This window comes from Pseudoalteromonas sp. Scap06, from assembly GCF_013394165.1.
Lineage (GTDB): Bacteria > Pseudomonadota > Gammaproteobacteria > Enterobacterales > Alteromonadaceae > Pseudoalteromonas.
This window is the reverse complement of sequence record NZ_CP041330.1, coordinates 3,019,175-3,043,106: the sequence shown is the minus strand read 5'-3', so window position 1 is coordinate 3,043,106 and position 23,932 is coordinate 3,019,175. Positions and strand designations below refer to the sequence as shown.

At 42.7% G+C, this 23,932-nt stretch carries 18 protein-coding genes, 2 tRNA genes and 3 rRNA genes; 18 read left to right on the top strand and 5 right to left on the bottom strand.

Translation table 11 applies throughout. From position 1 onward, the window contains the following. Positions 1–28 precede the first annotated feature (28 nt). Complete coding sequence (gene murI, locus FLM47_RS14060) at positions 29–817, top strand: glutamate racemase (RefSeq protein WP_178956684.1); 789 nt, start codon at positions 29–31, stop codon at positions 815–817. Here the strand turns inward: murI and FLM47_RS14055 are convergent. Beyond that, on the bottom strand, positions 780–1,259 hold the full coding sequence (locus tag FLM47_RS14055; protein ID WP_055013410.1) for an RNA-binding protein: 480 nt from the start codon (positions 1,257–1,259) through the stop codon (positions 780–782). The genes murI and FLM47_RS14055 overlap by 38 nt on opposite strands. Before the next feature lie 621 nt (positions 1,260–1,880). Here FLM47_RS14055 and FLM47_RS14050 point away from each other — a divergent pair. The 6 genes from FLM47_RS14050 to FLM47_RS14025 all read left to right on the top strand — a co-directional run bounded on the left by FLM47_RS14050 (position 1,881) and on the right by FLM47_RS14025 (position 9,344). Continuing rightward, positions 1,881–3,416: ribosomal RNA gene (locus FLM47_RS14050) — 16S ribosomal RNA — on the top strand. 76 nt (positions 3,417–3,492) lie between these two features. Then, positions 3,493–3,569, top strand: a tRNA-Ile gene (locus FLM47_RS14045). A 111-nt stretch (positions 3,570–3,680) separates the two neighbouring features. Further along, a tRNA-Ala gene (locus tag FLM47_RS14040) sits at positions 3,681–3,756 on the top strand. Between the two features lie 304 nt (positions 3,757–4,060). Next, positions 4,061–6,945 (top strand): 23S ribosomal RNA (locus FLM47_RS14035). Positions 6,946–7,082: 137 nt separating this feature from the next. After that, positions 7,083–7,197 (top strand): 5S ribosomal RNA (rrf, locus tag FLM47_RS14030). The 16S, 23S and 5S rRNA genes sit together here with 2 tRNA genes alongside, the layout of an rRNA operon. 650 nt (positions 7,198–7,847) lie before the next feature. After that, on the top strand, positions 7,848–9,344 hold the full coding sequence (locus FLM47_RS14025; RefSeq protein ID WP_138604971.1) for an NAD(P)H-hydrate dehydratase: 1,497 nt from the start codon (positions 7,848–7,850) through the stop codon (positions 9,342–9,344). A 56-nt stretch (positions 9,345–9,400) separates the two neighbouring features. Here the strand turns inward: FLM47_RS14025 and rnk are convergent, their stop codons facing one another. The 4 genes from rnk to FLM47_RS14005 all read right to left on the bottom strand — a co-directional run bounded on the left by rnk (position 9,401) and on the right by FLM47_RS14005 (position 12,565). After that, complete coding sequence (gene rnk, locus FLM47_RS14020) at positions 9,401–9,814, bottom strand: nucleoside diphosphate kinase regulator (RefSeq protein WP_138604970.1); 414 nt, start codon at positions 9,812–9,814, stop codon at positions 9,401–9,403. A gap of 175 nt (positions 9,815–9,989) precedes the next feature. Beyond that, positions 9,990–11,639, bottom strand: coding sequence for a chaperonin GroEL (gene groL / locus FLM47_RS14015; protein WP_054202663.1), 1,650 nt, complete (start codon positions 11,637–11,639; stop codon positions 9,990–9,992). 49 nt (positions 11,640–11,688) lie between these two features. Then, positions 11,689–11,976 (bottom strand): co-chaperone GroES, encoded by a 288-nt coding sequence (locus FLM47_RS14010; protein WP_008113511.1) that lies wholly within the window; start codon positions 11,974–11,976, stop codon positions 11,689–11,691. Between the two features lie 109 nt (positions 11,977–12,085). Next, a complete protein-coding gene (locus FLM47_RS14005; RefSeq protein WP_178956683.1) occupies positions 12,086–12,565 on the bottom strand; it encodes an FxsA family protein in 480 nt (159 codons plus the stop codon). Between the two features lie 238 nt (positions 12,566–12,803). On the opposite strand from FLM47_RS14005, the gene cutA reads away from it, so the two are divergent. The 11 genes from cutA to hflX all read left to right on the top strand — a co-directional run bounded on the left by cutA (position 12,804) and on the right by hflX (position 23,875). Further along, the gene (gene cutA, locus FLM47_RS14000) at positions 12,804–13,124 is read left to right on the top strand and encodes a divalent-cation tolerance protein CutA (RefSeq protein ID WP_010391672.1); all 321 of its coding nucleotides are present in this window, start codon (positions 12,804–12,806) and stop codon (positions 13,122–13,124) included. After that, complete coding sequence (locus tag FLM47_RS13995) at positions 13,124–14,929, top strand: protein-disulfide reductase DsbD (protein ID WP_178956682.1); 1,806 nt, start codon at positions 13,124–13,126, stop codon at positions 14,927–14,929. The genes cutA and FLM47_RS13995 overlap by 1 nt, the downstream gene beginning before the upstream one ends. A gap of 229 nt (positions 14,930–15,158) precedes the next feature. Beyond that, entirely contained in the window at positions 15,159–15,611 is a 453-nt protein-coding gene (gene aroQ / locus FLM47_RS13990; RefSeq protein ID WP_178956681.1) for a type II 3-dehydroquinate dehydratase, read from the top strand. Positions 15,612–15,644: 33 nt separating this feature from the next. Further along, positions 15,645–16,112, top strand: a complete 468-nt coding sequence (gene accB / locus FLM47_RS13985) for an acetyl-CoA carboxylase biotin carboxyl carrier protein (RefSeq protein WP_178956680.1) — start codon at positions 15,645–15,647, stop codon at positions 16,110–16,112. A 26-nt stretch (positions 16,113–16,138) separates the two neighbouring features. Further along, positions 16,139–17,479 (top strand): acetyl-CoA carboxylase biotin carboxylase subunit, encoded by a 1,341-nt coding sequence (accC, locus tag FLM47_RS13980; RefSeq protein WP_008113500.1) that lies wholly within the window; start codon positions 16,139–16,141, stop codon positions 17,477–17,479. Between the two features lie 126 nt (positions 17,480–17,605). Then, the gene (gene tsaE, locus FLM47_RS13975) at positions 17,606–18,073 is read left to right on the top strand and encodes a tRNA (adenosine(37)-N6)-threonylcarbamoyltransferase complex ATPase subunit type 1 TsaE (RefSeq protein ID WP_021033095.1); all 468 of its coding nucleotides are present in this window, start codon (positions 17,606–17,608) and stop codon (positions 18,071–18,073) included. 28 nt (positions 18,074–18,101) lie between these two features. Beyond that, positions 18,102–19,445: an N-acetylmuramoyl-L-alanine amidase gene (locus tag FLM47_RS13970; RefSeq protein WP_178956679.1), complete on the top strand. Its 1,344-nt coding sequence runs from the start codon at positions 18,102–18,104 to the stop codon at positions 19,443–19,445. A gap of 30 nt (positions 19,446–19,475) precedes the next feature. Beyond that, a complete protein-coding gene (gene mutL, locus FLM47_RS13965; RefSeq protein ID WP_178956678.1) occupies positions 19,476–21,302 on the top strand; it encodes a DNA mismatch repair endonuclease MutL in 1,827 nt (608 codons plus the stop codon). 10 nt (positions 21,303–21,312) lie between these two features. Continuing rightward, positions 21,313–22,230 (top strand): tRNA (adenosine(37)-N6)-dimethylallyltransferase MiaA, encoded by a 918-nt coding sequence (miaA, locus tag FLM47_RS13960; protein ID WP_054202670.1) that lies wholly within the window; start codon positions 21,313–21,315, stop codon positions 22,228–22,230. 81 nt (positions 22,231–22,311) lie between these two features. Further along, the gene (hfq, locus tag FLM47_RS13955; RefSeq protein ID WP_008113494.1) at positions 22,312–22,575 is read left to right on the top strand and encodes an RNA chaperone Hfq; all 264 of its coding nucleotides are present in this window, start codon (positions 22,312–22,314) and stop codon (positions 22,573–22,575) included. A gap of 16 nt (positions 22,576–22,591) precedes the next feature. Next, the gene (gene hflX / locus FLM47_RS13950; RefSeq protein WP_010391685.1) at positions 22,592–23,875 is read left to right on the top strand and encodes a ribosome rescue GTPase HflX; all 1,284 of its coding nucleotides are present in this window, start codon (positions 22,592–22,594) and stop codon (positions 23,873–23,875) included. Positions 23,876–23,932: the final 57 nt, after the last annotated feature.

Sequence of the window (23,932 nt, the reverse complement as noted above, 5' to 3'; positions counted from 1 at the left end):
GTTCTAAGTAAAGAGTAGGAATGGTAGTTTGTCAGCGCACATCATGGTATTTGATTCAGGTATAGGTGGAACCACAGTACTTGAGCATATTCAGCAAAGCATTCCTCACGCTCAATATAGTTACTTCATGGATAATGCATTATTGCCTTATGGTGCACAGTCGCAGCAGACTATAATTAGTCGCTTATGTGGACTAATCCAATTTATCAAAAATGAGTCGCTCAATGTCGACTTAATTGTTATAGCCTGCAATACCGCCTCAACATCTGCATTAAGTGCGGTACGTCAAATAACAGATATTCCAATTGTAGGGGTTGTACCTGCGATTAAGCCCGCAGCACAAATAACACAATCAAAGCATATTGGATTATTGGCAACCCCTGCTACAGTAGCAAGTTCATATACGGATACACTGATTAAAGAGCATGCCTCACTTATAACTACAAGCTTATATAGTAGTGTTGAATTGGTCACCCTGGCAGAAGCATTCTTTTTTACCCAATACTTAGATATAGAAAAGCTGCACGCTGAGTTAAACCGATTAAATATTAATAAAGATATCGATGTGCTGGTATTAGGCTGTACTCACTTTCCTATTCTTGCTAAACCAATTAGTGATTACTTTAAAGCACATATAGAGTTGTTAGATTCTGGTGCGGCTATTGCTAAGCGAGTTAGATCTTTACTGAATTTAAGCGATGATCAAGCAGGCATAAAAAAGCCGCTGCGGTATTATGCAACGGCTGATATATGTAGTGATAAACTAGCCGTTAAGCAAGTTACACTGTTTGATCCGACTCTGAACGATAAGAGTTAGAATCATCTTCTTGTTTTTGTTTTGCTTCACGTACTTTTAAAGTACGTTGTTGGAACTCACTATCATTTAACTTAGCAATTGCGTTATCCGCATCAGCTTGAGCCATTTCAACAAAACCAAAGCCGCGACGTTTGCCAGTATTCTTATCTTTCAATAAACGAACATTAAATACCTTGCCTTGCTCTTCGAACAAAGCACGTACAACGCCTTCATTTGCGCGATAAGGAAGATTGCCAACATAAAGTGTTTTTGTTTTTACTTCGGCTTCTTCTGCACTTACTGATGACATTGCAGCAATGACAAGTCCACCAATTAATAAACCAGCACCAAATAGTAGTGCAGGGTCTAATGCTAGGCTTGCAAGTGCAAACTTAACGATAACAAAACCAACAACAGCAAGAATAACTGCAAAGATAAAAGATTTTTGATCGGGTAATTTCATTTTGATCTACCAATAAACAGGAAATAAACATTAATTTAACATTGTGAACTTGCTATCTTAACGTCTTAATTGAACATAGCAATGAAATTTATAGTAAATAGTTAATAAGAGTGCAAAAAACGACCTAAAGTAAGCTCTTTCCATACCATTTTGATACTATTTGCCTGAAAGTTGAGCAAACAGTAAAAAGATCTAAAAAAAAGGTTGATCTGTTTTCGGATCTCCCTATAATGCGACCCCACTGAGACGGGGAACGCCAACGCATAGCGAGGCACGAACTACTCAGAGAGTTAAATAAAACTTGAGTTTAAATCATCGTAAGAAAGTTTAAAATTAAGTGTTGACTCGAAAAATAAAGGATGTATTATACGCATCCCTAGCGACAACGTCGCAACGTTCTTTAACAATATAAAGCAATCATCTGTGTGGGCACTCGTACAGATTGAGTTCTAACAGCCAAGCTACTTAGGTAGTGAGGCAAACAAATTTAGAGTCTCAATTGAAACTGAGTGACCAACAGCAATAACTACTTAGGTAGGAATTGCAGCACAGTCAATTCAATATCGAAAGATATTAAATAAATTCAGAATTCATTGAGCTGTCGAAAGACATAAAACTTTTTAATTGAAGAGTTTGATCATGGCTCAGATTGAACGCTGGCGGCAGGCCTAACACATGCAAGTCGAGCGGTAACAGAAAGTAGCTTGCTACTTTGCTGACGAGCGGCGGACGGGTGAGTAATGCTTGGGAACATGCCTTGAGGTGGGGGACAACAGTTGGAAACGACTGCTAATACCGCATAATGTCTACGGACCAAAGGGGGCTTCGGCTCTCGCCTTTAGATTGGCCCAAGTGGGATTAGCTAGTTGGTGAGGTAATGGCTCACCAAGGCGACGATCCCTAGCTGGTTTGAGAGGATGATCAGCCACACTGGGACTGAGACACGGCCCAGACTCCTACGGGAGGCAGCAGTGGGGAATATTGCACAATGGGCGCAAGCCTGATGCAGCCATGCCGCGTGTGTGAAGAAGGCCTTCGGGTTGTAAAGCACTTTCAGTCAGGAGGAAAGGTTAGTAGTTAATACCTGCTAGCTGTGACGTTACTGACAGAAGAAGCACCGGCTAACTCCGTGCCAGCAGCCGCGGTAATACGGAGGGTGCGAGCGTTAATCGGAATTACTGGGCGTAAAGCGTACGCAGGCGGTTTGTTAAGCGAGATGTGAAAGCCCCGGGCTCAACCTGGGAACTGCATTTCGAACTGGCAAACTAGAGTGTGATAGAGGGTGGTAGAATTTCAGGTGTAGCGGTGAAATGCGTAGAGATCTGAAGGAATACCGATGGCGAAGGCAGCCACCTGGGTCAACACTGACGCTCATGTACGAAAGCGTGGGGAGCAAACAGGATTAGATACCCTGGTAGTCCACGCCGTAAACGATGTCTACTAGAAGCTCGGAACCTCGGTTCTGTTTTTCAAAGCTAACGCATTAAGTAGACCGCCTGGGGAGTACGGCCGCAAGGTTAAAACTCAAATGAATTGACGGGGGCCCGCACAAGCGGTGGAGCATGTGGTTTAATTCGATGCAACGCGAAGAACCTTACCTACACTTGACATACAGAGAACTTACCAGAGATGGTTTGGTGCCTTCGGGAACTCTGATACAGGTGCTGCATGGCTGTCGTCAGCTCGTGTTGTGAGATGTTGGGTTAAGTCCCGCAACGAGCGCAACCCCTATCCTTAGTTGCTAGCAGGTAATGCTGAGAACTCTAAGGAGACTGCCGGTGATAAACCGGAGGAAGGTGGGGACGACGTCAAGTCATCATGGCCCTTACGTGTAGGGCTACACACGTGCTACAATGGCGCATACAGAGTGCTGCGAACTCGCGAGAGTAAGCGAATCACTTAAAGTGCGTCGTAGTCCGGATTGGAGTCTGCAACTCGACTCCATGAAGTCGGAATCGCTAGTAATCGCGTATCAGAATGACGCGGTGAATACGTTCCCGGGCCTTGTACACACCGCCCGTCACACCATGGGAGTGGGTTGCTCCAGAAGTAGATAGTCTAACCCTCGGGAGGACGTTTACCACGGAGTGATTCATGACTGGGGTGAAGTCGTAACAAGGTAGCCCTAGGGGAACCTGGGGCTGGATCACCTCCTTATACGATTTAGAACTTATTTGTTCGTAGTGTCCACACAGATGATTGTTAATTGTAAAGAGAACAACACTTATTGTTTGGGTCTGTAGCTCAGCTGGTTAGAGCGCACCCCTGATAAGGGTGAGGTCGGTAGTTCAAATCTACTCAGACCCACCACTTCTTCTTAATACTTCGTTGTAAGCTTCGTTGTTTAGTGAACTAAACGGCCTAAACTTACGCCTTGTCTTAAAAAGAAGTCGGTATACAAACAGTAAGACCAGCATATGTGGGGCTATAGCTCAGCTGGGAGAGCGCCTGCCTTGCACGCAGGAGGTCAGCAGTTCGATCCTGCTTAGCTCCACCACTTTACTTCTTAAAAATAAATATTCTTTTATCGGGTAGCACAATCACCTGAGAATAGAGTGTGTTTAATTTTGAGAAGTTTTTGATTCTCTGCTCTTTAAAAATTTGGAAAAGCTGATAATAAAATTCGTATGAATACATTGTATTTGTACAGAGTTTTCAAAAGTAAAAAAGAATGATAGCAGTATCATTCAGTGCCATTTAATAAACGTTTTACGTTTGTTGATTGGTATCTACTTTAGTATTCAATATTAACTTCTGGCGAAGTTAAACTGTCACAAAACAAAGACCCGTTTGGGTTGTATGGTTAAGTGACTAAGCGTACACGGTGGATGCCTTGGCAGTTGGAGGCGATGAAGGACGTATTAACTTGCGATAAGCCTAGTCAAGCTAGTAAAAAGCACTTGAGACTAGGATTTCCGAATGGGGAAACCCACCTGCTTGCAGGTATCGTTAACTGAATACATAGGTTAACGAGGCGAACGCGGAGAACTGAAACATCTAAGTACCCGTAGGAAAAGAAATCAACCGAGATTCCGATAGTAGCGGCGAGCGAAATCGGAACAGCCCTTAAGCTTATTATGTGTTAATGGAAGGCTCTGGAAAGTGCCACGATACAGGGTGATAGTCCCGTACATGAAAACGCATTTTAAGTGAAATCGAGTAGGTCGGAGCACGTGAAACTTTGACTGAATATAGGTGGACCATCATCTAAGGCTAAATACTCCCAACTGACCGATAGTGAACCAGTACCGTGAGGGAAAGGCGAAAAGAACCCCTGTGAGGGGAGTGAAATAGAACCTGAAACCGTGTACGTACAAGCAGTAGGAGCCCCTCGAGGGTGACTGCGTACCTTTTGTATAATGGGTCAGCGACTTATATTTTGTAGCGAGGTTAACCGATTAGGGTAGCCGTAGGGAAACCGAGTCTTAACTGGGCGAATAGTTGCAAGGTATAGACCCGAAACCCGGTGATCTAGCCATGGGCAGGTTGAAGATTGAGTAACATCAATTGGAGGACCGAACCCACTAACGTTGAAAAGTTAGGGGATGACCTGTGGTTAGGAGTGAAAGGCTAATCAAACCGGGAGATAGCTGGTTCTCCCCGAAATCTATTTAGGTAGAGCCTCGGACGAATACTTACGGGGGTAGAGCACTGTTAAGGCTAGGGGGTCATCCCGACTTACCAACCCTTTGCAAACTCCGAATACCGTAAAGTAATATCCGGGAGACACACGGCGGGTGCTAACGTCCGTCGTGAAGAGGGAAACAACCCAGACCGCCAGCTAAGGTCCCAAAGTCATAGTTAAGTGGGAAACGATGTGGAAAGGCCCAGACAGCCAGGAGGTTGGCTTAGAAGCAGCCATCCTTTAAAGAAAGCGTAATAGCTCACTGGTCGAGTCGGTCTGCGCGGAAGATGTAACGGGGCTAAACTATGCACCGAAGCTGCGGATTCAGAATTTATTCTGAGTGGTAGGGGAGCGTTCTGTAAGCGGTTGAAGGTGTACCGGGAGGTATGCTGGACGTATCAGAAGTGCGAATGCTGACATGAGTAACGATAATGCGGGTGAAAAACCCGCACGCCGGAAGACCAAGGGTTCCTATCCCATGTTAATCAGGGTAGGGTAAGTCGACCCCTAAGGCGAGGCCGAAAGGCGTAGTCGATGGGAAACGGATTAATATTTCCGTACTTGGTATAATTGCGATGGGGGGACGGAGCAGGCTAAGCAAGCATGGCGATGGTAGTCCATGTGAAAGTGTGTAGGCTAGTGACTTAGGTAAATCCGGGTTGCTGTTAGGCTGAGACACGAGACGAGTCACTACGGTGATGAAGTTGCTGATGCCATACTTCCAGGAAAAGCCTCTAAGCTTCAGATTATACCGAATCGTACCCCAAACCGACACAGGTGGTCAGGTAGAGAATACTAAGGCGCTTGAGAGAACTCGGGTGAAGGAACTAGGCAAAATCGTACCGTAACTTCGGGAGAAGGTACGCTCCGATTGGTGATGAGACTTGCTCTCTAAGCTGATTGGAGCCGCAGTGACCAGGTGGCTGGGACTGTTTATTAAAAACACAGCACTGTGCAAAATCGCAAGATGACGTATACGGTGTGACACCTGCCCGGTGCCGGAAGGTTAATTGATGGGGTTATCTTCGGAGAAGCTCTTGATCGAAGCCCCGGTAAACGGCGGCCGTAACTATAACGGTCCTAAGGTAGCGAAATTCCTTGTCGGGTAAGTTCCGACCTGCACGAATGGTGTAACCATGGCCACGCTGTCTCCACCCGAGACTCAGTGAAATTGAAATCGCAGTGAAGATGCTGTGTACCCGCGGCTAGACGGAAAGACCCCGTGAACCTTTACTACAGCTTGGCACTGAACATTGAACCTACATGTGTAGGATAGGTGGGAGACTTTGAAGCAGAGACGCTAGTTTTTGTGGAGTCGTCCTTGAAATACCACCCTTGTAGTTTTGATGTTCTAACGTTGGCCCCTGAATCGGGGTTACGGACAGTGCCTGGTGGGTAGTTTGACTGGGGCGGTCTCCTCCCAAAGAGTAACGGAGGAGCACGAAGGTTGGCTAAGTACGGTCGGACATCGTACGGTTAGTGTAATGGTAGAAGCCAGCTTAACTGCGAGACAGACACGTCGAGCAGGTACGAAAGTAGGTCATAGTGATCCGGTGGTTCTGAATGGAAGGGCCATCGCTCAACGGATAAAAGGTACTCCGGGGATAACAGGCTGATACCGCCCAAGAGTTCATATCGACGGCGGTGTTTGGCACCTCGATGTCGGCTCATCACATCCTGGGGCTGAAGTCGGTCCCAAGGGTATGGCTGTTCGCCATTTAAAGTGGTACGCGAGCTGGGTTTAGAACGTCGTGAGACAGTTCGGTCCCTATCTGCCGTGGGCGTTTGAGAATTGAGAGGGGTTGCTCCTAGTACGAGAGGACCGGAGTGAACGAACCGCTGGTGTTCGGGTTGTCATGCCAATGGCATTGCCCGGTAGCTACGTTCGGAACTGATAAGCGCTGAAAGCATCTAAGCGCGAAGCAGGCCTCGAGATGAGTTCTCACTAGACTTTTAAAGTCTCTGAAGGGCCGTTGAAGACTACAACGTTGATAGGCAAGATGTGGAAGTGGTGTGAGCCATTAAGCTAACTTGTACTAATTACCCGTGAGGCTTAACCATACAACGCCAAACGCGTTTTATGTGATAGTGAAACAAGCGAAGAAGTTAATAGACTAAAGTAGATTACTGAAAACTTTTATTATCAGAAATTCCAAATTTTAGTTAGTGCGTAGCGATACGGACTGACACCAAATTTGCTTGGTGACAATAGCGTTTTGGACCCACCTGACCCCATGCCGAACTCAGTAGTGAAACGAAACAGCGCCGATGATAGTGTAGCATTTGTTATGTGAAAGTAGGTCATTACCAGGCTCCAAATAGTAGAAAGCCCGATTCGAAAGAGTCGGGCTTTTTTACGTCTGAAGAAAAGTGAAAGTATTAGCCGTCAGCCGTCAGCTATCAGTTGCACTGCGTTAATCAGACAACCGTAGCGTGGGTTGAGTATCACGAATCCCAAGGATAAAAGAACACGAAGAACACGACATAGGATGAGAGCGTAGCATTTGTTATGTGGCTCTCTCCATCGCTGTGGGCACTAAGACATTCTACTGCGTTGTCGCTACGAAGTAGCGCACCGACTCCAAATACAAGAAAGCCCGACTCGAAAGAGCCGGGCTTTTTTACGTCTGCAGAAAAGTGAAAAACAAATGTAAAAGGTTAAAGGTATTAGGCTAAAGGAAGATAATTGATCAGAGCCGATTCCAGGACATACTACTTTGCTGTCGCTTCGAAGTAGCACACCGACTCCAAATGTAAGAGAAGTGCAAAGCATTCGGCTTTAGGTAAAATAAGCCCTGCTTTACGCTGACCTCCTATTAACTTCTCTTGTATGGTGATCCTCGTTATATAAAGTTAATAGATCCTTAAATAAAGCCTTATAGATTACATAACTATGTTTTACTTGAAAAAGAATTTATAAAGCCCAAAATGAAATTAGGTATTCTTATTAAATTGAGCTGTTTATGTCATTACTACTAACGTCACCTAAGTACGAGCAATGGACCTATTTGTCAAAACAAATAAAAGGGTATGAAGAACAAGCAGTTCATGCTACCGGCGCAGACCTTTACACGCTGATGCAGCGTGCCGCGGAGGCTGTTTTTTGCTGTTGGAAAACCTTTAATGCAAAACAAACGTTAGTTATTACAGGTAATGGAAATAATGCCGGAGATGGTTATGAGGTAGCTCGGTTAATCAAACAAGCAGATCGGCATGTAGTTGTTTGCGCGATTAATCCGAATAAAGCCTTATCCGGAGATGCAGCAAAAGCACAAAAGCAATGGATTGATGCCGGTGGTGAAATTTGTAACTTTAGCGCTGATGCACTCGATGAGTGTGATGTGATAATTGATGCATTACTCGGTACTGGTCTTGAGAATACGGTACGCGATAATGTTGCTACTATTATTAAAGCGGTAAATGAAAGCACTAAACCAATACTGAGTATTGATGTGCCGTCAGGTATTAATGCAGATACAGGCTGTCCTCAAGGAACAGCCATTATGGCCACCAAAACAATGACATTAGTTGGGATAAAGCAAGGACTCACCACGACTAAAGGAAAGCAGCATGCCGGGCAGTTGTATTTCGACGAGTTAGGTATTGGCGAGCAATTTATGAAACTAGCCACCCCTTCTGCTCAGATTATCAATATAGACAGCTTTAAACCTTTGCCTGAGCGCTCAGTGAGCAGCCATAAAGGTAGTCATGGAAAATTATTATGTATAGGAGGAAACCACGGCTCTGCAGGAGCTATTAGATTAAGTGCTGAAAGTGGATTAAGGTCTGGTGCTGGAATGGTAAAAGTGTATACTCATGAACATGCCGTTTTACCTGTGAGCATCGGGCGACCAGAACTTATGGTAACTAGTGAACACTTGGATGATGCCCTAGCATGGTCAACGTGTGTAGTTATCGGTCCAGGTTTAGGCCAAGATGAATGGGCCCAAAAAACCTTTGAGCAGGCAATCCGTTATTGCCAGCAAAACAATATCCCTACTGTTATTGATGCAGACGCCTTAAACTTATTAGCTAAGCAATCATCTTCTCATAAATTAAATAATACCGTGCTAACGCCTCATCCTGCAGAGGCTGCACGGTTATTAAACTTAACTACCTCTGAGGTTGAGTCTGATCGTTTTTATTATGCTCGACAATGTGCGACCAACTTCGCAGCGACCTCTATTTTAAAGGGCGCAGGTACGCTAATCGATAATACCGAGCATACTTGGATATGTGAAAATGGTAACCCTGGTTTGGCTGTAGGAGGAAGTGGTGATGTGCTTAGTGGTATAATTGGGGCATTAATGGCTCAAGGATTAAATACCAGTGAGGCAGCATGTTATGGCGTTGTGTTACATGCAAAGGCGGGTGATAGAGCCTGTGAACAATCAGGGCAAAGAGGAATGTTAGCCAGTGATTTATTTGCGCATGTAAGAGCACTGATCAATCATAAATAGTAAAAGCAGCAATGACTGGCTGTGCCAGCTAATGTCTTCGCTGCTTGTTTTGGCTACTATCTGTGAAGCTCACCAGCTCTTTCAGGCTGATAAGTAACTTCTTTGATGTTTACTGTTACTAATCCACCGCCAGGCTTTGGCCATTCAATTTGATCACCTTGTGAAAGGCCAAGTAATGCACTACCTACAGGGGCTAAGATTGATATTTTGTCGCCAATTGAATCAATATTTTTTGGGTAAACAAGCGTTAAAGTAAACTCTTCGCCTGTAGATTCAACAACAAAGTTCACAGTTGAATTCATGGTTACCACGGTTGCGGGAACTTCGTGCGGCTCAACTATGCTGGCTCGTGCAAGTTCTGCTTCAAGTTCTTTTTCACCCGCAAAGCTGTTTGCAGGCAACGACTCCATTAGTGTGTACAACCTATCTGCATCCAGCGATGAAATGATAATTTCAGGTTTTGTATTCAACTTAATATCCTTAATCATGTTAAATAAAATTTACTCTGGTATAGCTTGCAGGAACTCAGTTGCATTGGAATACACTGAGTTAATTTTATTGTTGTTTAGTGAATTTATTTTATCTCTATTGCTAAAAACCCAGCCGAAGCTGGGTTTTTATTTGAGCTAAGTGTTTAGGGGATGATTACATCATGCCGCCCATTCCACCCATGCCGCCCATGCCACCCATATCAGGTGCACCAGCTGCTTCTTCTTTAGGAATTTCAGCAACCATAGCCTCTGTAGTGATCATTAGACCAGCAATCGATCCTGCAAATTGTAATGCAGAGCGCGTTACTTTCGTTGGATCTAGGATACCCATTTCAATCATGTCGCTGTATTCGCCAGTGGCTGCATTGTAACCGTAGTTACCTTCTCCGCCTTTAACTGCGTTAATAACAACTGATGCTTCATCGCCTGCGTTTGTAACGATTTGACGAAGTGGTGCTTCCATCGCACGAAGTGCCACTTTAATACCGTGGTTTTGGTCTTCATTGTCGCCAAGTAGCTCAACTAGCTTGCTAGCAGCACGTACTAATGCAACACCACCACCTGGTACTACACCTTCTTCAACCGCTGCGCGAGTTGCATGTAATGCATCTTCAACACGGTCTTTTTTCTCTTTCATTTCAATTTCAGTAGCGGCACCTACTTTGATTACAGCAACACCGCCAGCTAACTTAGCCATGCGCTCTTGTAGCTTTTCTTTATCGTAGTCTGAAGTCGCTTCTTCAATTTGTGCTTTGATTTGAGCAACACGACCGTTGATACCGTCTTCTTCACCAGCACCATCAATGATTGTTGTATCATCTTTAGTGATTACTACGCGCTTAGCTGTACCTAAGTCTTCAACTGTTGCTTTTTCAAGTTCAAGGCCGATTTCTTCAGAAATTACAGTACCGCCAGTTAATACCGCGATATCCTGTAGCATTGCTTTACGACGATCGCCAAAGCCAGGTGCTTTAACCGCTGATACTTTTACAATACCACGCATGTTATTCACTACTAGTGTCGCTAACGCTTCACCTTCAAGGTCTTCTGCGATGATAAGTAGAGGCTTGCTTGCTTTTGCAACCGCTTCTAATGTTGGTAATAATTCACGGATGTTAGATATTTTTTTATCTACAAGTAAGATAAATGGGTTATCTAGTTCAACTGCGCCTTTTTCAGCGTTGTTGATGAAGTATGGAGATAAGTAACCACGGTCAAACTGCATGCCTTCTACAACATCTAGTTCGTTTTCAAGTGATTGACCTTCTTCAACCGTGATAACACCAGTATTACGGCCTACTTTTTCCATTGCATCAGCAATAATTTCACCAATCTCTTTATCAGAGTTAGCTGAAATAGTACCTACTTGTGCAATTGCTTTAGTATCAGAACATGGGACAGAAAGAGCTTTAAGTTCTGCTGTTGCAGCAATGATTGCTTTATCAATACCGCGCTTAAGATCCATTGGGTTCATACCCGCAGCAACTGCTTTAAGACCTTCGTTAACAATAGATTGAGCAAGCACGGTTGCGGTAGTGGTACCGTCACCAGCAGCATCATTTGCTTTAGACGCTACTTCTTTAACCATTTGTGCGCCCATGTTTTCAAACTTGTCTTCAAGTTCGATTTCTTTAGCTACAGATACACCATCTTTAGTGATTACTGGAGAGCCAAATGATTTGTCTAGTACAACGTTACGACCTTTAGGGCCCAATGTTACTTTTACTGCGTTTGCTAAAATGTTTACGCCAGTTAGCATTTTTGCACGTGCGTCGCCTGCAAACAGTACTTCTTTTGCTGCCATGTTTAATTTCCTCTAAATTCTTAAAATGTGTGTTAAACGAAAAGTAGGTTTAGCCTACAATGCCTAAAATATTATCTTCACGCATGATCAGGTATTCTTGACCTTCGATCTTTTCAGTTTTTTCAACATATGAGCCAAATAACACAGTGTCACCGGCTTTCACTTCTAACGCGCGAACGTCACCATTTTCTAAAACGCGACCATTACCTACGGCAACAACTTCTCCACGAGTTGATTTTTCAGCTGCAGAGCCAGTTAATACAATACCGCCAGCAGACTTGGTTTCTTCTTCTAGACGCTTGATGATTACGCGATCTTGTAAAGGACGAATGTTCATGTTTTTAGTTCTCCTAACAGTTTCTGAACAGTACAGAAAAAAGTGTATCTAATTTGCTTTAATTAATGGGGGTAGAGTGAAAAATTCCAAGAGAAAAAATGATAAATTTTTAATCTTTTCGCTCGTATTCACCATCTATAGTATTGGGACGGTTTTCATCTTGCTCATGATGCATTGATTGATGAGGTTGTGAAAATCCTGAAGTACCCGTTTGGTGCATACTAGCGCTCATTCTCACCGTTGCCTGGCTGGCAAGTCCTGCGGCTAATTTATTGCGAATAGCTGGAGTAAGAAGCAGTAAGCCAAATACATCCGTCATAATGCCGGGTGTTAATAAAAGTACGCCAGCAATAATCACGCAAATACCAGTAAACAACTCTTTAGCCGGCATTTGCCCTTGAGCCATTTGCACTTGTACGTTTTGTAGTGCGCCCATTCCTTGCTGTTTCACCATTTTCGCACCCACAATCGCGGTTAGTACTACCAAAGCGATTGTTGCAAAGCTACCTATAACGTCACTAACCTGAATTAGTAAAGCAATTTCAATAATAGGGATGATGATAAACAGTAAAAATAAAATTCTAAACATAAGACTCTCTAAAAATGACACTCATTAAGGTGCTAATGAAATATAAGTGAGGGTTGTCGGGTCTATTTTCAAGCTAATAAGAGTAAGTAATCAACTCTAATGTTAGTAAAATTATAGCTAGTGGGTTTAAGTCACTTGACTGCAAAGACCCAAAATGTTGGCAGAGTTCGTGTCTACACATTATACCCGCTATCAGCTACTATGGGGCTAGACCCCCATAAACAAGTAAAGGTTCACTATGACAACGCAATTTAAACTTATTTTTACCACTTGCAAAGATAACGATGAAGCCCGTTTATTGGCTATGGCGCTAATAGAAAAGAAACTAGCCGCTTGTGTAAATATTTTACCGGCCATGAGTTCTATTTACATATGGGAAGGTGAAGTAGCTGAAGCAACAGAAGTGAAGCTACTAATTAAAACCAAAGCTGACAAAATGAACGATGTATTTTTAACCTTAAAAGATCTTCACAGCTACGAAGTACCAGAAATACAAGTTGTTGATGTGGCAACGGGGAACTTGGCTTACTTTAATTGGATGGATGAGGTACTTCATTAATGCGCTTTATTTTATTTTTTTTATTAAGTGTTTTAATGGCGCCTGCTTGGGCAACACAAAATACCCTTGAAGATTTTCTCAAACCTACTCAGCATATATTTTTACCAGTCAATGAAGCGTTTGTATTTGATTTTGACCAGCAAGGCAGTACGTTATTTGTTGGTTGGGATATCGCTGATGACTATTATCTGTATAAAGACAAAATAGAAATTATTGCCAAAGGTGCCAGCATTGATGTGCCTGAGTTGGGCTCTGGTGAAATAATTGAAGATGAGTTTTTTGGCAAAACTGAGGTGTTTTTTAATTCTCTCAGTATTATCAGCAAGCTGAGTAATATCAGTGAAGATGGCGTTGTTAAGGTGCGTTATCAGGGCTGTGCAAAAGCAGGGCTGTGTTATCCACCTGAAATTATTAGCATTCCATTAAGTGTATTGGCAAGTGAAACTAATACTAATGAAAATACTGCAGCAAGTAGTGCATTTACGGCACTTAGCCAACCTGCAGAAAAACCAGTAACTGCAGCAACACCCGAGAAAAAACTCACTTTTACAGAGCAGTTAGCCAGCCAAAGCTTAATGGTTAATTTAGCTATATTTTTTGCTGTGGGCGTAGGTTTGGCATTTACACCCTGTGTATTTCCGATGTTTCCTATTTTATCTAGCTTAATTGCGGGTCAAAAGAACCTGTCTACCAAAAAAGCATTTGCCCTATCATTCGTTTATATTCAAGGCATGGCGGTTACCTATGCCGCATTAGGGCTTGTGGTTGCTGCGTTAGGTGGGCAAGTGCAAGGCTATTTACAGCATCCATATGTATTAATTAGCTTTAGCTTATTGTTTGTACTGCTGGCTATGTCGATGTTTGGTTGGTACGAAATAAAGTTACCCAGCGGCATGATGAACAAGCTAACCCAAGTGAGCAACAACCAAAAAGGCGGTAACTATATTGGGGTGTTCTTGATGGGGGTTTTATCAGGGCTTATTGCATCTCCTTGCACTACAGCGCCTTTATCAGCCGCATTATTATTTGTGGCACAAAGCGGCGATTACCTAGTAGGCGGGCTAACACTTTATGTACTTAGCCTAGGAATGGGTTTACCGTTGTTACTCCTTGGTACATCGGGAGGTAAGTTATTACCGAAAGCTGGCGGATGGATGGAACAAGTTAAAACCTTATTTGGTTTTATTATGTTAGTTGTGCCACTTATTTTGCTAGAGCGCATTATAGATATTGAAATTATTATGCTTATGGCAGGCTTATTAGCTATCGCCACAGCGCTTTATTTCCATTATTGGCAAAGCGCCCAAACTCAAGGCAAATTAAAAACCTTATTGTGGGTTATGGCTGTTTTATTGATGCTTACTGGCTTTAATTTAACCAAAAACTATTTTTGGCCAACACAAGCTGTGAGTTTACAAACAACCTCGCAAAGCAATGAGTTTAAACACGTTGCCAATTTAGCCGAGCTTAAACAAGCCGTATCACAAGCAAATAGCGAAGGGCGCATGGTTATGGTGGACTTATACGCTGACTGGTGTGTAGCGTGTAAAGAGTTTGAGCATTACACATTTCCTGACCCGCAAGTGCAAAGTGAGTTTAGCCATTATCAACTGATTCAAATTGACTTAACCCAAAGTGATAATGAAACAATTGAGCTAATGGAAGCATATTCAGTGTTTGGTTTACCGAGTATTTTATTCTTCAATACTGAAGGTGAAGAGTTAAGTACACAACGTGTAACTGGCTTTTTAAATGCAGATGATTTTGCTAAGCACCTAGCTGCAGTGCGTGCCAGCGCTGAATAACCATTCTTTATGGCACAACATGATTGGTAATGTTGTGCCACTATTCTCCCCTTAAGATAGTCCCCGAAATAGAGATTAGACCAGTATTTTGCTGCTATTTACTTCGAAATCACTATAATAGTTGGTTAACGTGAGAAATTGTTGCTATCTTACTTTTTTCTGCTTACTTTTTAGAGAAAAACTAGTTGGTAACCGCTTAACTCATTACTTATAGGATATATCGCGTATTATGGCTGCAAAATTAAAGATTTTAGTTATAAATGGCCCAAATTTAAACATGCTAGGAAAGCGTGAACCTGATAAGTACGGTTCGCATTCTTTAGAGCATATTATGAGCGAGTTAAACAGCGCTGCTAATAGTTTAGGTGTGGAGTTAACGCATCTTCAAAGTAATAGTGAACAAGCGCTCATTGAACGCATTCATGATGCTTGGCAAGCGGTTGATTACATAATAATTAACCCTGCAGCATTTACGCACACAAGCGTCGCATTACGTGATGCATTGCTAAGCGTTGATATTCCGTTTTTTGAAGTGCACTTAAGTAATGTGCATGCACGTGAAACGTTTCGCCATCATTCTTATTTTTCTGATGTGGCGCAAGGCGTTATTTGTGGATTAGGTGCAATGGGTTATCACGCTGCTTTAAATGCAGCAGTCAGCCGATTGCAAAACTCAAACTAAATTTAAACTAACAAACTAATAGGCGGGCCGTTTATGGATATTCGCAAGATCAAAAAACTAATTGAATTAGTAGAAGAATCAGGTATTGCAGAACTAGAAATCACTGAAGGTGAAGAATCAGTACGTATTAACCGTAATAACATGAGTGCCGGTCCTGCGTACGCGCAATTCGCACCTCAACAATACGCCCCAGCAGCACCTGCTCCAGCCGCGACTGCACCATCAGCACCTGCAGCCGTAGAGTCTGAAGCATCTGCAGGCCCTACAGGTCATCAAGTTAAATCACCTATGGTAGGTTCTTTTTACGCAGCAGCTTCTCCAGAAGCACCAGCATATGTTGAAGTGGGCTCTCAGGTTAAAGTTGGCGACACGCTATGTATCGTTGAAGCAATGAAAATGATGAACCAAATTGAGTCAGATAAAGCCGGTACAGTAAAAGCTATCTTAGTAGAAAACGGCGAGCCAGTAGAATTTGATCAACCTTTATTCATCATTGAATAATAGCGCAACGTAAAAGGCCAACTCTCATGTTAGATAAAGTAGTCATTGCAAACCGAGGTGAAATTGCACTTCGTATATTGCGCGCCTGCAAAGAGCTTGGGATCAAAACGGTTGCTGTGCATTCAACGGCGGATCGCGATCTTAAGCACGTATTACTAGCAGATGAAACCATCTGTATTGGTAAACCAGCAGCAACTGAAAGTTACTTAGACATCCCACGCATTATTGCCGCAGCAGAAATTACTGATGCAGTCGCTATCCACCCAGGTTATGGTTTTCTTGCTGAAAATGCAGACTTTGCAGACCAAGTTGAGCAAAGTGGCTTTGTATTTATCGGTCCTCGTGGCGATACTATTCGTCTAATGGGCGATAAAGTATCGGCAATCGAAGCGATGCGTAAAGCGGGTGTTCCTTGTGTACCTGGCTCTGATGGTCCGGTATCGGATGATAAAGAACGCAACATGCAAATTGCTAAGCGTATTGGTTACCCGGTAATTATTAAAGCAGCTGGCGGTGGCGGTGGCCGTGGTATGCGTGTTGTTCGCAACGAAGCTGAGTTAATCAATTCAATTGCGCTAACCCAACAAGAAGCGAAACAGTTCTTTGGCAACAGCATGGTTTACATGGAGAAATTCCTTGAAAACCCACGCCACATCGAAGTACAAGTATTGGCCGACGGTCAAGGCAATGCGGTTCACTTAGGTGAGCGTGATTGTTCAATGCAACGTCGCCACCAAAAAGTAGTGGAAGAGGCGCCAGCACCAGGGATTACTGCAGAAGTACGTAAGTTCATTGGTGAGCGTTGTACACGCGCATGTATCGAAATTGGTTATCGTGGTGCGGGGACGTTTGAGTTCTTATACGAGAACGGTGAATTTTACTTCATTGAAATGAACACCCGTATTCAGGTTGAGCACCCAGTAACTGAAATGGTCACCGGTGTTGATTTAATCAAAGAGCAATTAAAAATTGCCGCTGGTCAGCCTTTATCATTCACTCAAGAAGATGTGGTTATTCGTGGCCATGCTATTGAGTGTCGTATTAATGCTGAAGACCCAGAAACCTTTATTCCATCACCTGGTAAAATTACCCGTTTTCATCCAGCTGGTGGTTTAGGTATTCGTTGGGACAGTCATATTTACGCTGACTACACCGTTCCTCCACATTACGATTCTATGATTGGTAAGCTGATCACTTACGGTGAAAACCGTGATGTCGCTATCGCCCGAGCACGTAATGCACTTAATGAACTCGTTATCGATGGTATTAAAACCAACACCCCACTGCATAAACGTATTCTTGCAGATGAAAACTTCAAAAATGGTGGCACAAATATCCACTACCTTGAGAAGAAATTAGGACTGTAAAGTCCATGCTAATTAAAAACCGGCTTAAGCCGGTTTTTTTATCTTTAAAAAAGAGGCAGTATCACCTTAAATAAATAATCTGGTATGATTAACAAATATGCGCTTTTCGTAAATTTTGAGGTAATCATGTCGTGTAGTTTTAATTTTCATTTAGTCGATGAAAATGCCACTGTTGCTATGGGAAATAAATTAGCTGCCATAATAGAGCAGGGCGCAGTTATTTATTTGCATGGTGACTTAGGGGCCGGTAAAACGACATTTACTCGCGGTATAGTGCAAGGTTTTGGTCATACAGGTAAGGTTAAAAGTCCCACCTATACACTTGTTGAACCCTACGAGCTTGTACGTGGTAATGTTTATCATTTTGACTTATATCGATTAGGTGACCCAGAAGAGCTTGAATTTATGGGGATTCGCGATTATTTTTCAGAAACGGCAACTTGTATAGTTGAGTGGCCGGAAAAAGGCGGCGAATTTATTCCTGTTCCCGATCTAAATGCTACGCTAAGTTATGTAGGTGATGAGCGTAAAATTGTTATTAACAGTGCGAGTGAGCGTGGTGTAGCAATTGTCAAAAAACTAAATAATAGATAATAAAATAGTTAAGGCAGTGATTATCAAAATGAGTCGTGGTTTAGTTAAACTTTTTATTTACCTCATGGTTTTTACAGTGAGCTTGCCATTGTGGGCGCAAAACACTATTAATAGTGTGCGTGTCTGGCCATCACCTGATAGCACTCGGGTGGTGTTTGATCTCGATGATAAACCCGACTTCAGTTACTTTATGCTAAAAAACCCAAGTCGTTTAGTGGTTGATTTAGAAAACACTGATGAATTAAAAACATTGCCAGGTGTGCCACCAAAACATCAAATTGTTAGCAAGTTACGTTACTCAAAACCTAAAAATAAACGCAGCGTGCGTTTAGTGTTTGAATTAAATGGGCCAGTTAAACCGGTTATATTTGCACTTGCCCCCACAGGCCCTTATAAAAATAGGCTAGTAGTCGATTTATACGGTAAAAGCCAAGCTAAAAGTGCAATTACCCCAGCGCAAACGGCGGCTAAAAAACGCCAGTTAAGCCAAGAGCGCGATATTGTAATTGCTATTGATGCAGGCCATGGTGGTGAAGACCCAGGTTCCATTGGCCCATCAGGTACTTACGAAAAAGACATCACTTTGCAAATTGCCAAGCGTTTAGAGCGCATGATTGATGCTGAGCGCGGTATGATTTCGCGTATGGTTCGCAGTGGCGATTACTTTGTTAAACTTAATACACGAACTAATCGCGCTCGCCAGAAAAAAGCCGATTTTTTTGTCTCTATTCATGCAGATGCGTTTACCAGTCCGGGACCCAATGGTGCTTCTGTATGGGTGTTGTCGCTGCGACGTGCCAATTCGGAAATTGGTAAATGGATTGAGGATAAAGAAAAACACTCAGAGTTACTTGGCGGTGCTGCCGATGTAATTAAAGATGCTGCAAATGAAAAGTACTTAGCACAAGCCTTGCTTGATATGTCGATGGATCATTCCATGAAAACAGGGCTAAGTGTTGCAGATGAAGTGATAAAAGAATTAAAAAAAGTAGCAAAAATGCACAAAAAGGCACCGCAACATGCCAGCCTTGCTGTATTGAAGTCGCCAGATATTCCGTCTATTTTGGTTGAAACTGGGTTTATCTCTAACCCTCGTGAAGAACGACTACTAAAAAGCGCCAATCACCAAGAGCGTTTGGCAAAAGCGATGTTTACCTCAATTAAAAATTACTATTTACGCAACCCGCCTGACGACTCACTGTTTGCGTCATTAAAGTCTCAATACCCAACAAAACACAAGGTACGTCCGGGGGAGTCACTGAGTATGTTGGCTGGTCGATATGGCGTTAGTATTAGTAAAATAAAACAGGTTAATAAGCTCAGTTCAAATACGCTATTTATTGGCCAGGAACTTGATATTCCTCAGAGTTAATTTTAAAAGCGCACAACATTTAAGGTTTTTATGAGTATTGAAATATTACCTGCGCGCTTGGCAAACCAAATTGCGGCGGGTGAAGTTGTTGAGCGTCCCGCGTCGGTGGTTAAAGAGTTAGTAGAAAATAGCCTAGATGCAGGTGCGACACGTATTCAAATAGATATTGAACGCGGTGGTCATAAGCTGATTCGAATTCGTGATAATGGTTCAGGCATTGCAAAAGAGGAGCTCACATTAGCGCTTTCTCGCCATGCTACCAGTAAACTAAAGTCGCTCGATGACTTAGAAAATATTTGCTCTTTAGGCTTTAGAGGCGAAGCTCTCGCGTCTATTAGCTCGGTATCTCGCTTAACCTTAAGCTCTAAGCCCGAACAGCAAGAAGCCGCTTGGCAAGCCTTTGCGCAAGGCAGAGATATGGCCGTAGAGGTAAAGCCTGTGGCACATCCCAGCGGTACCACAATTGAAGTAAAAGATTTATTTTTTAATACCCCAGCACGGCGCAAGTTTTTACGTACCGAAAAAACTGAGTTTAGCCATATTGATGAGCTTATAAAGCGGATTGCACTGAGTCGCTTTGACGTATCAATTACGTTAACCCATAACGCAAAAGTGGTGCGTCAGTACCGTCCTAAAACCGAACCTGCTCAAGCTATTACACGAGTTGCCCAAGTTGCGGGTAAAGCGTTTGCAGAACAGGGACTGCATATTCAATCCGGTGAAGCAGGGCTGCAACTACATGGTTGGGTGCTCCCTGTTGGCTCGGCTAATACTACACAGTACACCTATGTAAATAATCGTATGATGCGCGATAAACTTATTTTGCACGCTATTCGCCAAGCATTTGAAGAAGTCAGCGGTGAGCAAGAGTTACCCGGGTTTGTGATTTATATTGATATAGATCCACGTCAAGTAGATGTGAACGTACATCCTGCTAAACATGAGGTGCGCTTTCATCAAGGGCGCTTAGTACACGACTTTATTTTGCAAGCGATAAAACAAGTTGTTGTGCCCCTGCAAGCTGAGTTTTCAAGCTCCAGTGAAGCTAATGATAATAGCCCACCGGTGGCTGCATTTAATGCACACAATGCTACCAGTAGTGAACCGTTTGATTACCCTAAGTCGTCATTACAGCCTAGTCGGTCATCTTCAGCGCATAGCACTACTTATAGTGGTGCAACTCAAGGTACAGGTAATCAACAACGTGCTGAAAGTCGAAATTACCATGACGTAAATGCGTTTTATCAAGGTGTGAGTGAGCAGCAAGCACATCACTTTGATAATCCAGCACCATTTGTGCAATCAGATGAGACTCAAGTATCAGATACAGCGCTTCGTACTGTCGATATAATAACCATTGAACAGGGTGCTTGTGTGTTTAATGATGAGAACCAACTTTATTGTTCACACTTTAAATATGCGCTAGCGGATGATTGGCTTGCACAAATTAAAGAGCAAGGCAGCCTTGAGGGCAAAGCATTGTTATTACCCGTACGGGTTAATGTCTCAAAACAAGATATCGAACTGCTGGCTACGCAACAATCATGGTTTACTTTGCTTGGCTTTGAACTTTTAATTGAAAAACAATTTGTTATGGTTAAGAAGTTGCCTGTTTGCTTGTACTTACTTGACGTGAGTACCGCGGTAGATGCCTTACTTGATGGGTGTAAAGCTCAGTTAGAAAGTATTGATCAGTGGCTAGCGTGGCAGGTAAATGTAATACCTACACGGTTCTATGCCAGTAAAGCCTTTGCAGTACAGCAAACTCGCTTACAAAATAATGCGCAAACAATTGAACGTTTACGTGAAAAAGCAGTTAAAATAGATCTAAAGTCTTATCTAGCGCAATTTAATTAGGGTATTCGTGTTGAGTAATTTACCGGTCATATTTTTAATGGGCCCCACCGCTGCTGGTAAAACAGCATTGGCAATTTCACTGTGTGAGCATTTAAATACTGAAATTATCAGCGTTGATTCGGCACTGGTTTATAAAGGTATGGATATTGGTACCGCTAAACCGGATGCCGACGAACTAGCACGTGCACCCCATCACCTAATTGACTTACTCGACCCAAGCGAAACCTATTCAGTAGCTGATTTTAGACGCGATGCGATAGAAAAAATTGATAAATTTCATCAACAAGGTAAAGTGCCTGTACTGGTTGGAGGTACAATGATGTACTTTAAAGCCCTTATTGATGGATTATCCCCTCTACCAGAGGCTGATGAGCAGATAAGAGCTGAGCTTGAAGTACAGGCGAAACAGTACGGTTGGCCACATTTATATCAAGAGCTATTAAAAGTAGATCCACAAGCTGCGAAAAAGATGAGTGAAAATGATTCACAACGAATTAATCGCGCTTTAGAGGTTTACCGTATAACAGGTAAAACAATGACTGAATTGCAAAAGCAAAAACAGCCACCTTTACCTTATACTTTTCATCAATTTGCTATTGCTCCAGATGATCGTAAAGAGTTACATCAGCGAATTGCAGAAAGGTTTAAAATAATGATTGAACAGGGGTTTGAAAAAGAAGTTTCGACCCTATATCTACGTGAGGATTTACATCCCAATATGCCTTCTATTCGTTGTGTAGGTTATAGACAGATGTGGGATTACCTTGCGGGTGAAATAGACCATGATGAAATGGTTTTTCGCGGTATTGCTGCCACTCGTCAATTGGCTAAGCGTCAATTAACGTGGTTAAGAAGTTGGCCTGACGTTACGTGGTTAACAACCGGTGATGAAGAAAACTTGCATCGTGTAGTAAGTTCGCTAAGCTAGTAGTAGCTGGACAAAATTTAGCTTTATTAAATTAGTTCAGCCACTTAATTATAATAACACCTAGAACGAAGGAATAATAACATGGCAAAAGGCCAATCGTTACAAGACCCATTTTTAAATGCATTACGCCGCGAGCGCATTCCAGTATCAATCTTTTTGGTAAATGGCATAAAATTACAAGGTAAAATTCAGTCATTTGACCAATTTGTAATTTTACTGGAAAACACTGTTAATCAAATGGTGTATAAACATGCAATTTCAACAGTTGTACCTGCACGCGCAGTCAACTTCCAAGGTGTACAGGGAAATGAAGACACTGAAGAAACTGAACCAGGAAACTTTTAAATTAGGAGCGTAATGCTTGTTTGACCGCTATGAATCTGGCGAACAGGCAATTTTAGTCCATATCGACCTACCTAAAGATGGGGATCGCGAAGATCTTCATGAATTAGAAATGTTGGTATCTTCTGCTGGTGTTAGTAGTTTGGCGGTTGTGCAAGGCAGCCGTCAAGCACCACATCCCAAGCTATTTGTCGGTACCGGCAAAGCGGAAGAAATAGCTGAAATTGTCAAAATCCACAATGCCGATGTTGTCATTTTTAACCATCAGTTGAGTCCGTCTCAAGAACGCAATTTAGAGCGTGTTTGCCAATGTCGGGTACTTGATAGAACAACACTTATTCTTGATATTTTTGCTCAGCGTGCCCGTACTCATGAAGGTAAGCTTCAGGTTGAGTTGGCGCAGCTTCGTCACATGTCTACACGTTTAATTCGTGGTTGGACCCACCTTGAGCGCCAAAAAGGGGGGATAGGCTTACGTGGTCCGGGTGAAACGCAGCTAGAAACCGATCGACGTTTATTGCGCGCACGTATTAAAAATATTCGTGCACGACTAGCGAAAGTGGCTGTACAGCGTGAGCAAGGTCGACGTGCTCGTACGCGCAATGAAATTCCAACAGTGTCGCTGGTGGGTTACACTAATGCCGGAAAATCAACACTGTTTAATTATATTACCGATTCAGATGTATATGCAGCCGATCAGCTATTCGCCACACTAGATCCAACACTGCGTAAACTCGATATTGGTGATGTAGGTTCTGTTATTTTAGCCGATACTGTAGGGTTTATTCGACACTTACCGCATGATTTGGTAGCTGCATTTAAAGCAACTCTGACCGAGACGCGTGAAGCCGATTTACAACTGCATGTGATAGATGTAGCTGATCCTCGCCGAAAAGAAAATATTGAACAGGTACAAGAAGTCCTCAAAGAAATTGAAGCTGACGAGGTACCGCAGTTATTAGTTTATAACAAAATTGATGCGCTGGATGAGGTAACGCCACGTATTGATCGTGATGACGAGGGCCAACCTATAAGGGTATGGCTATCTGCAAAAACTGGCGAAGGCTGTGAATTACTTAGTGAAGCTATTAGCGATTTACTCGCTAAGCAAATGCTTAATGAAACGTTATTACTCGCACCACAATATGGGCGTTTAAGAGCATCACTATTTAATTTAAGTGCAGTACACAATGAGCGGTTTGATGAACAAGGTAATTGGTTGCTTGATGTACGATTGCCTATGATTGAGTGGAACCGTTTAATTAAAGATTTTGGTCCTGAAATTGAAAGTTTTATTAGCTGAGATTAAAAACTGCAAGATTAATGTCGGTTTTAGTATAAGAAACGCAGAAGATTTGTT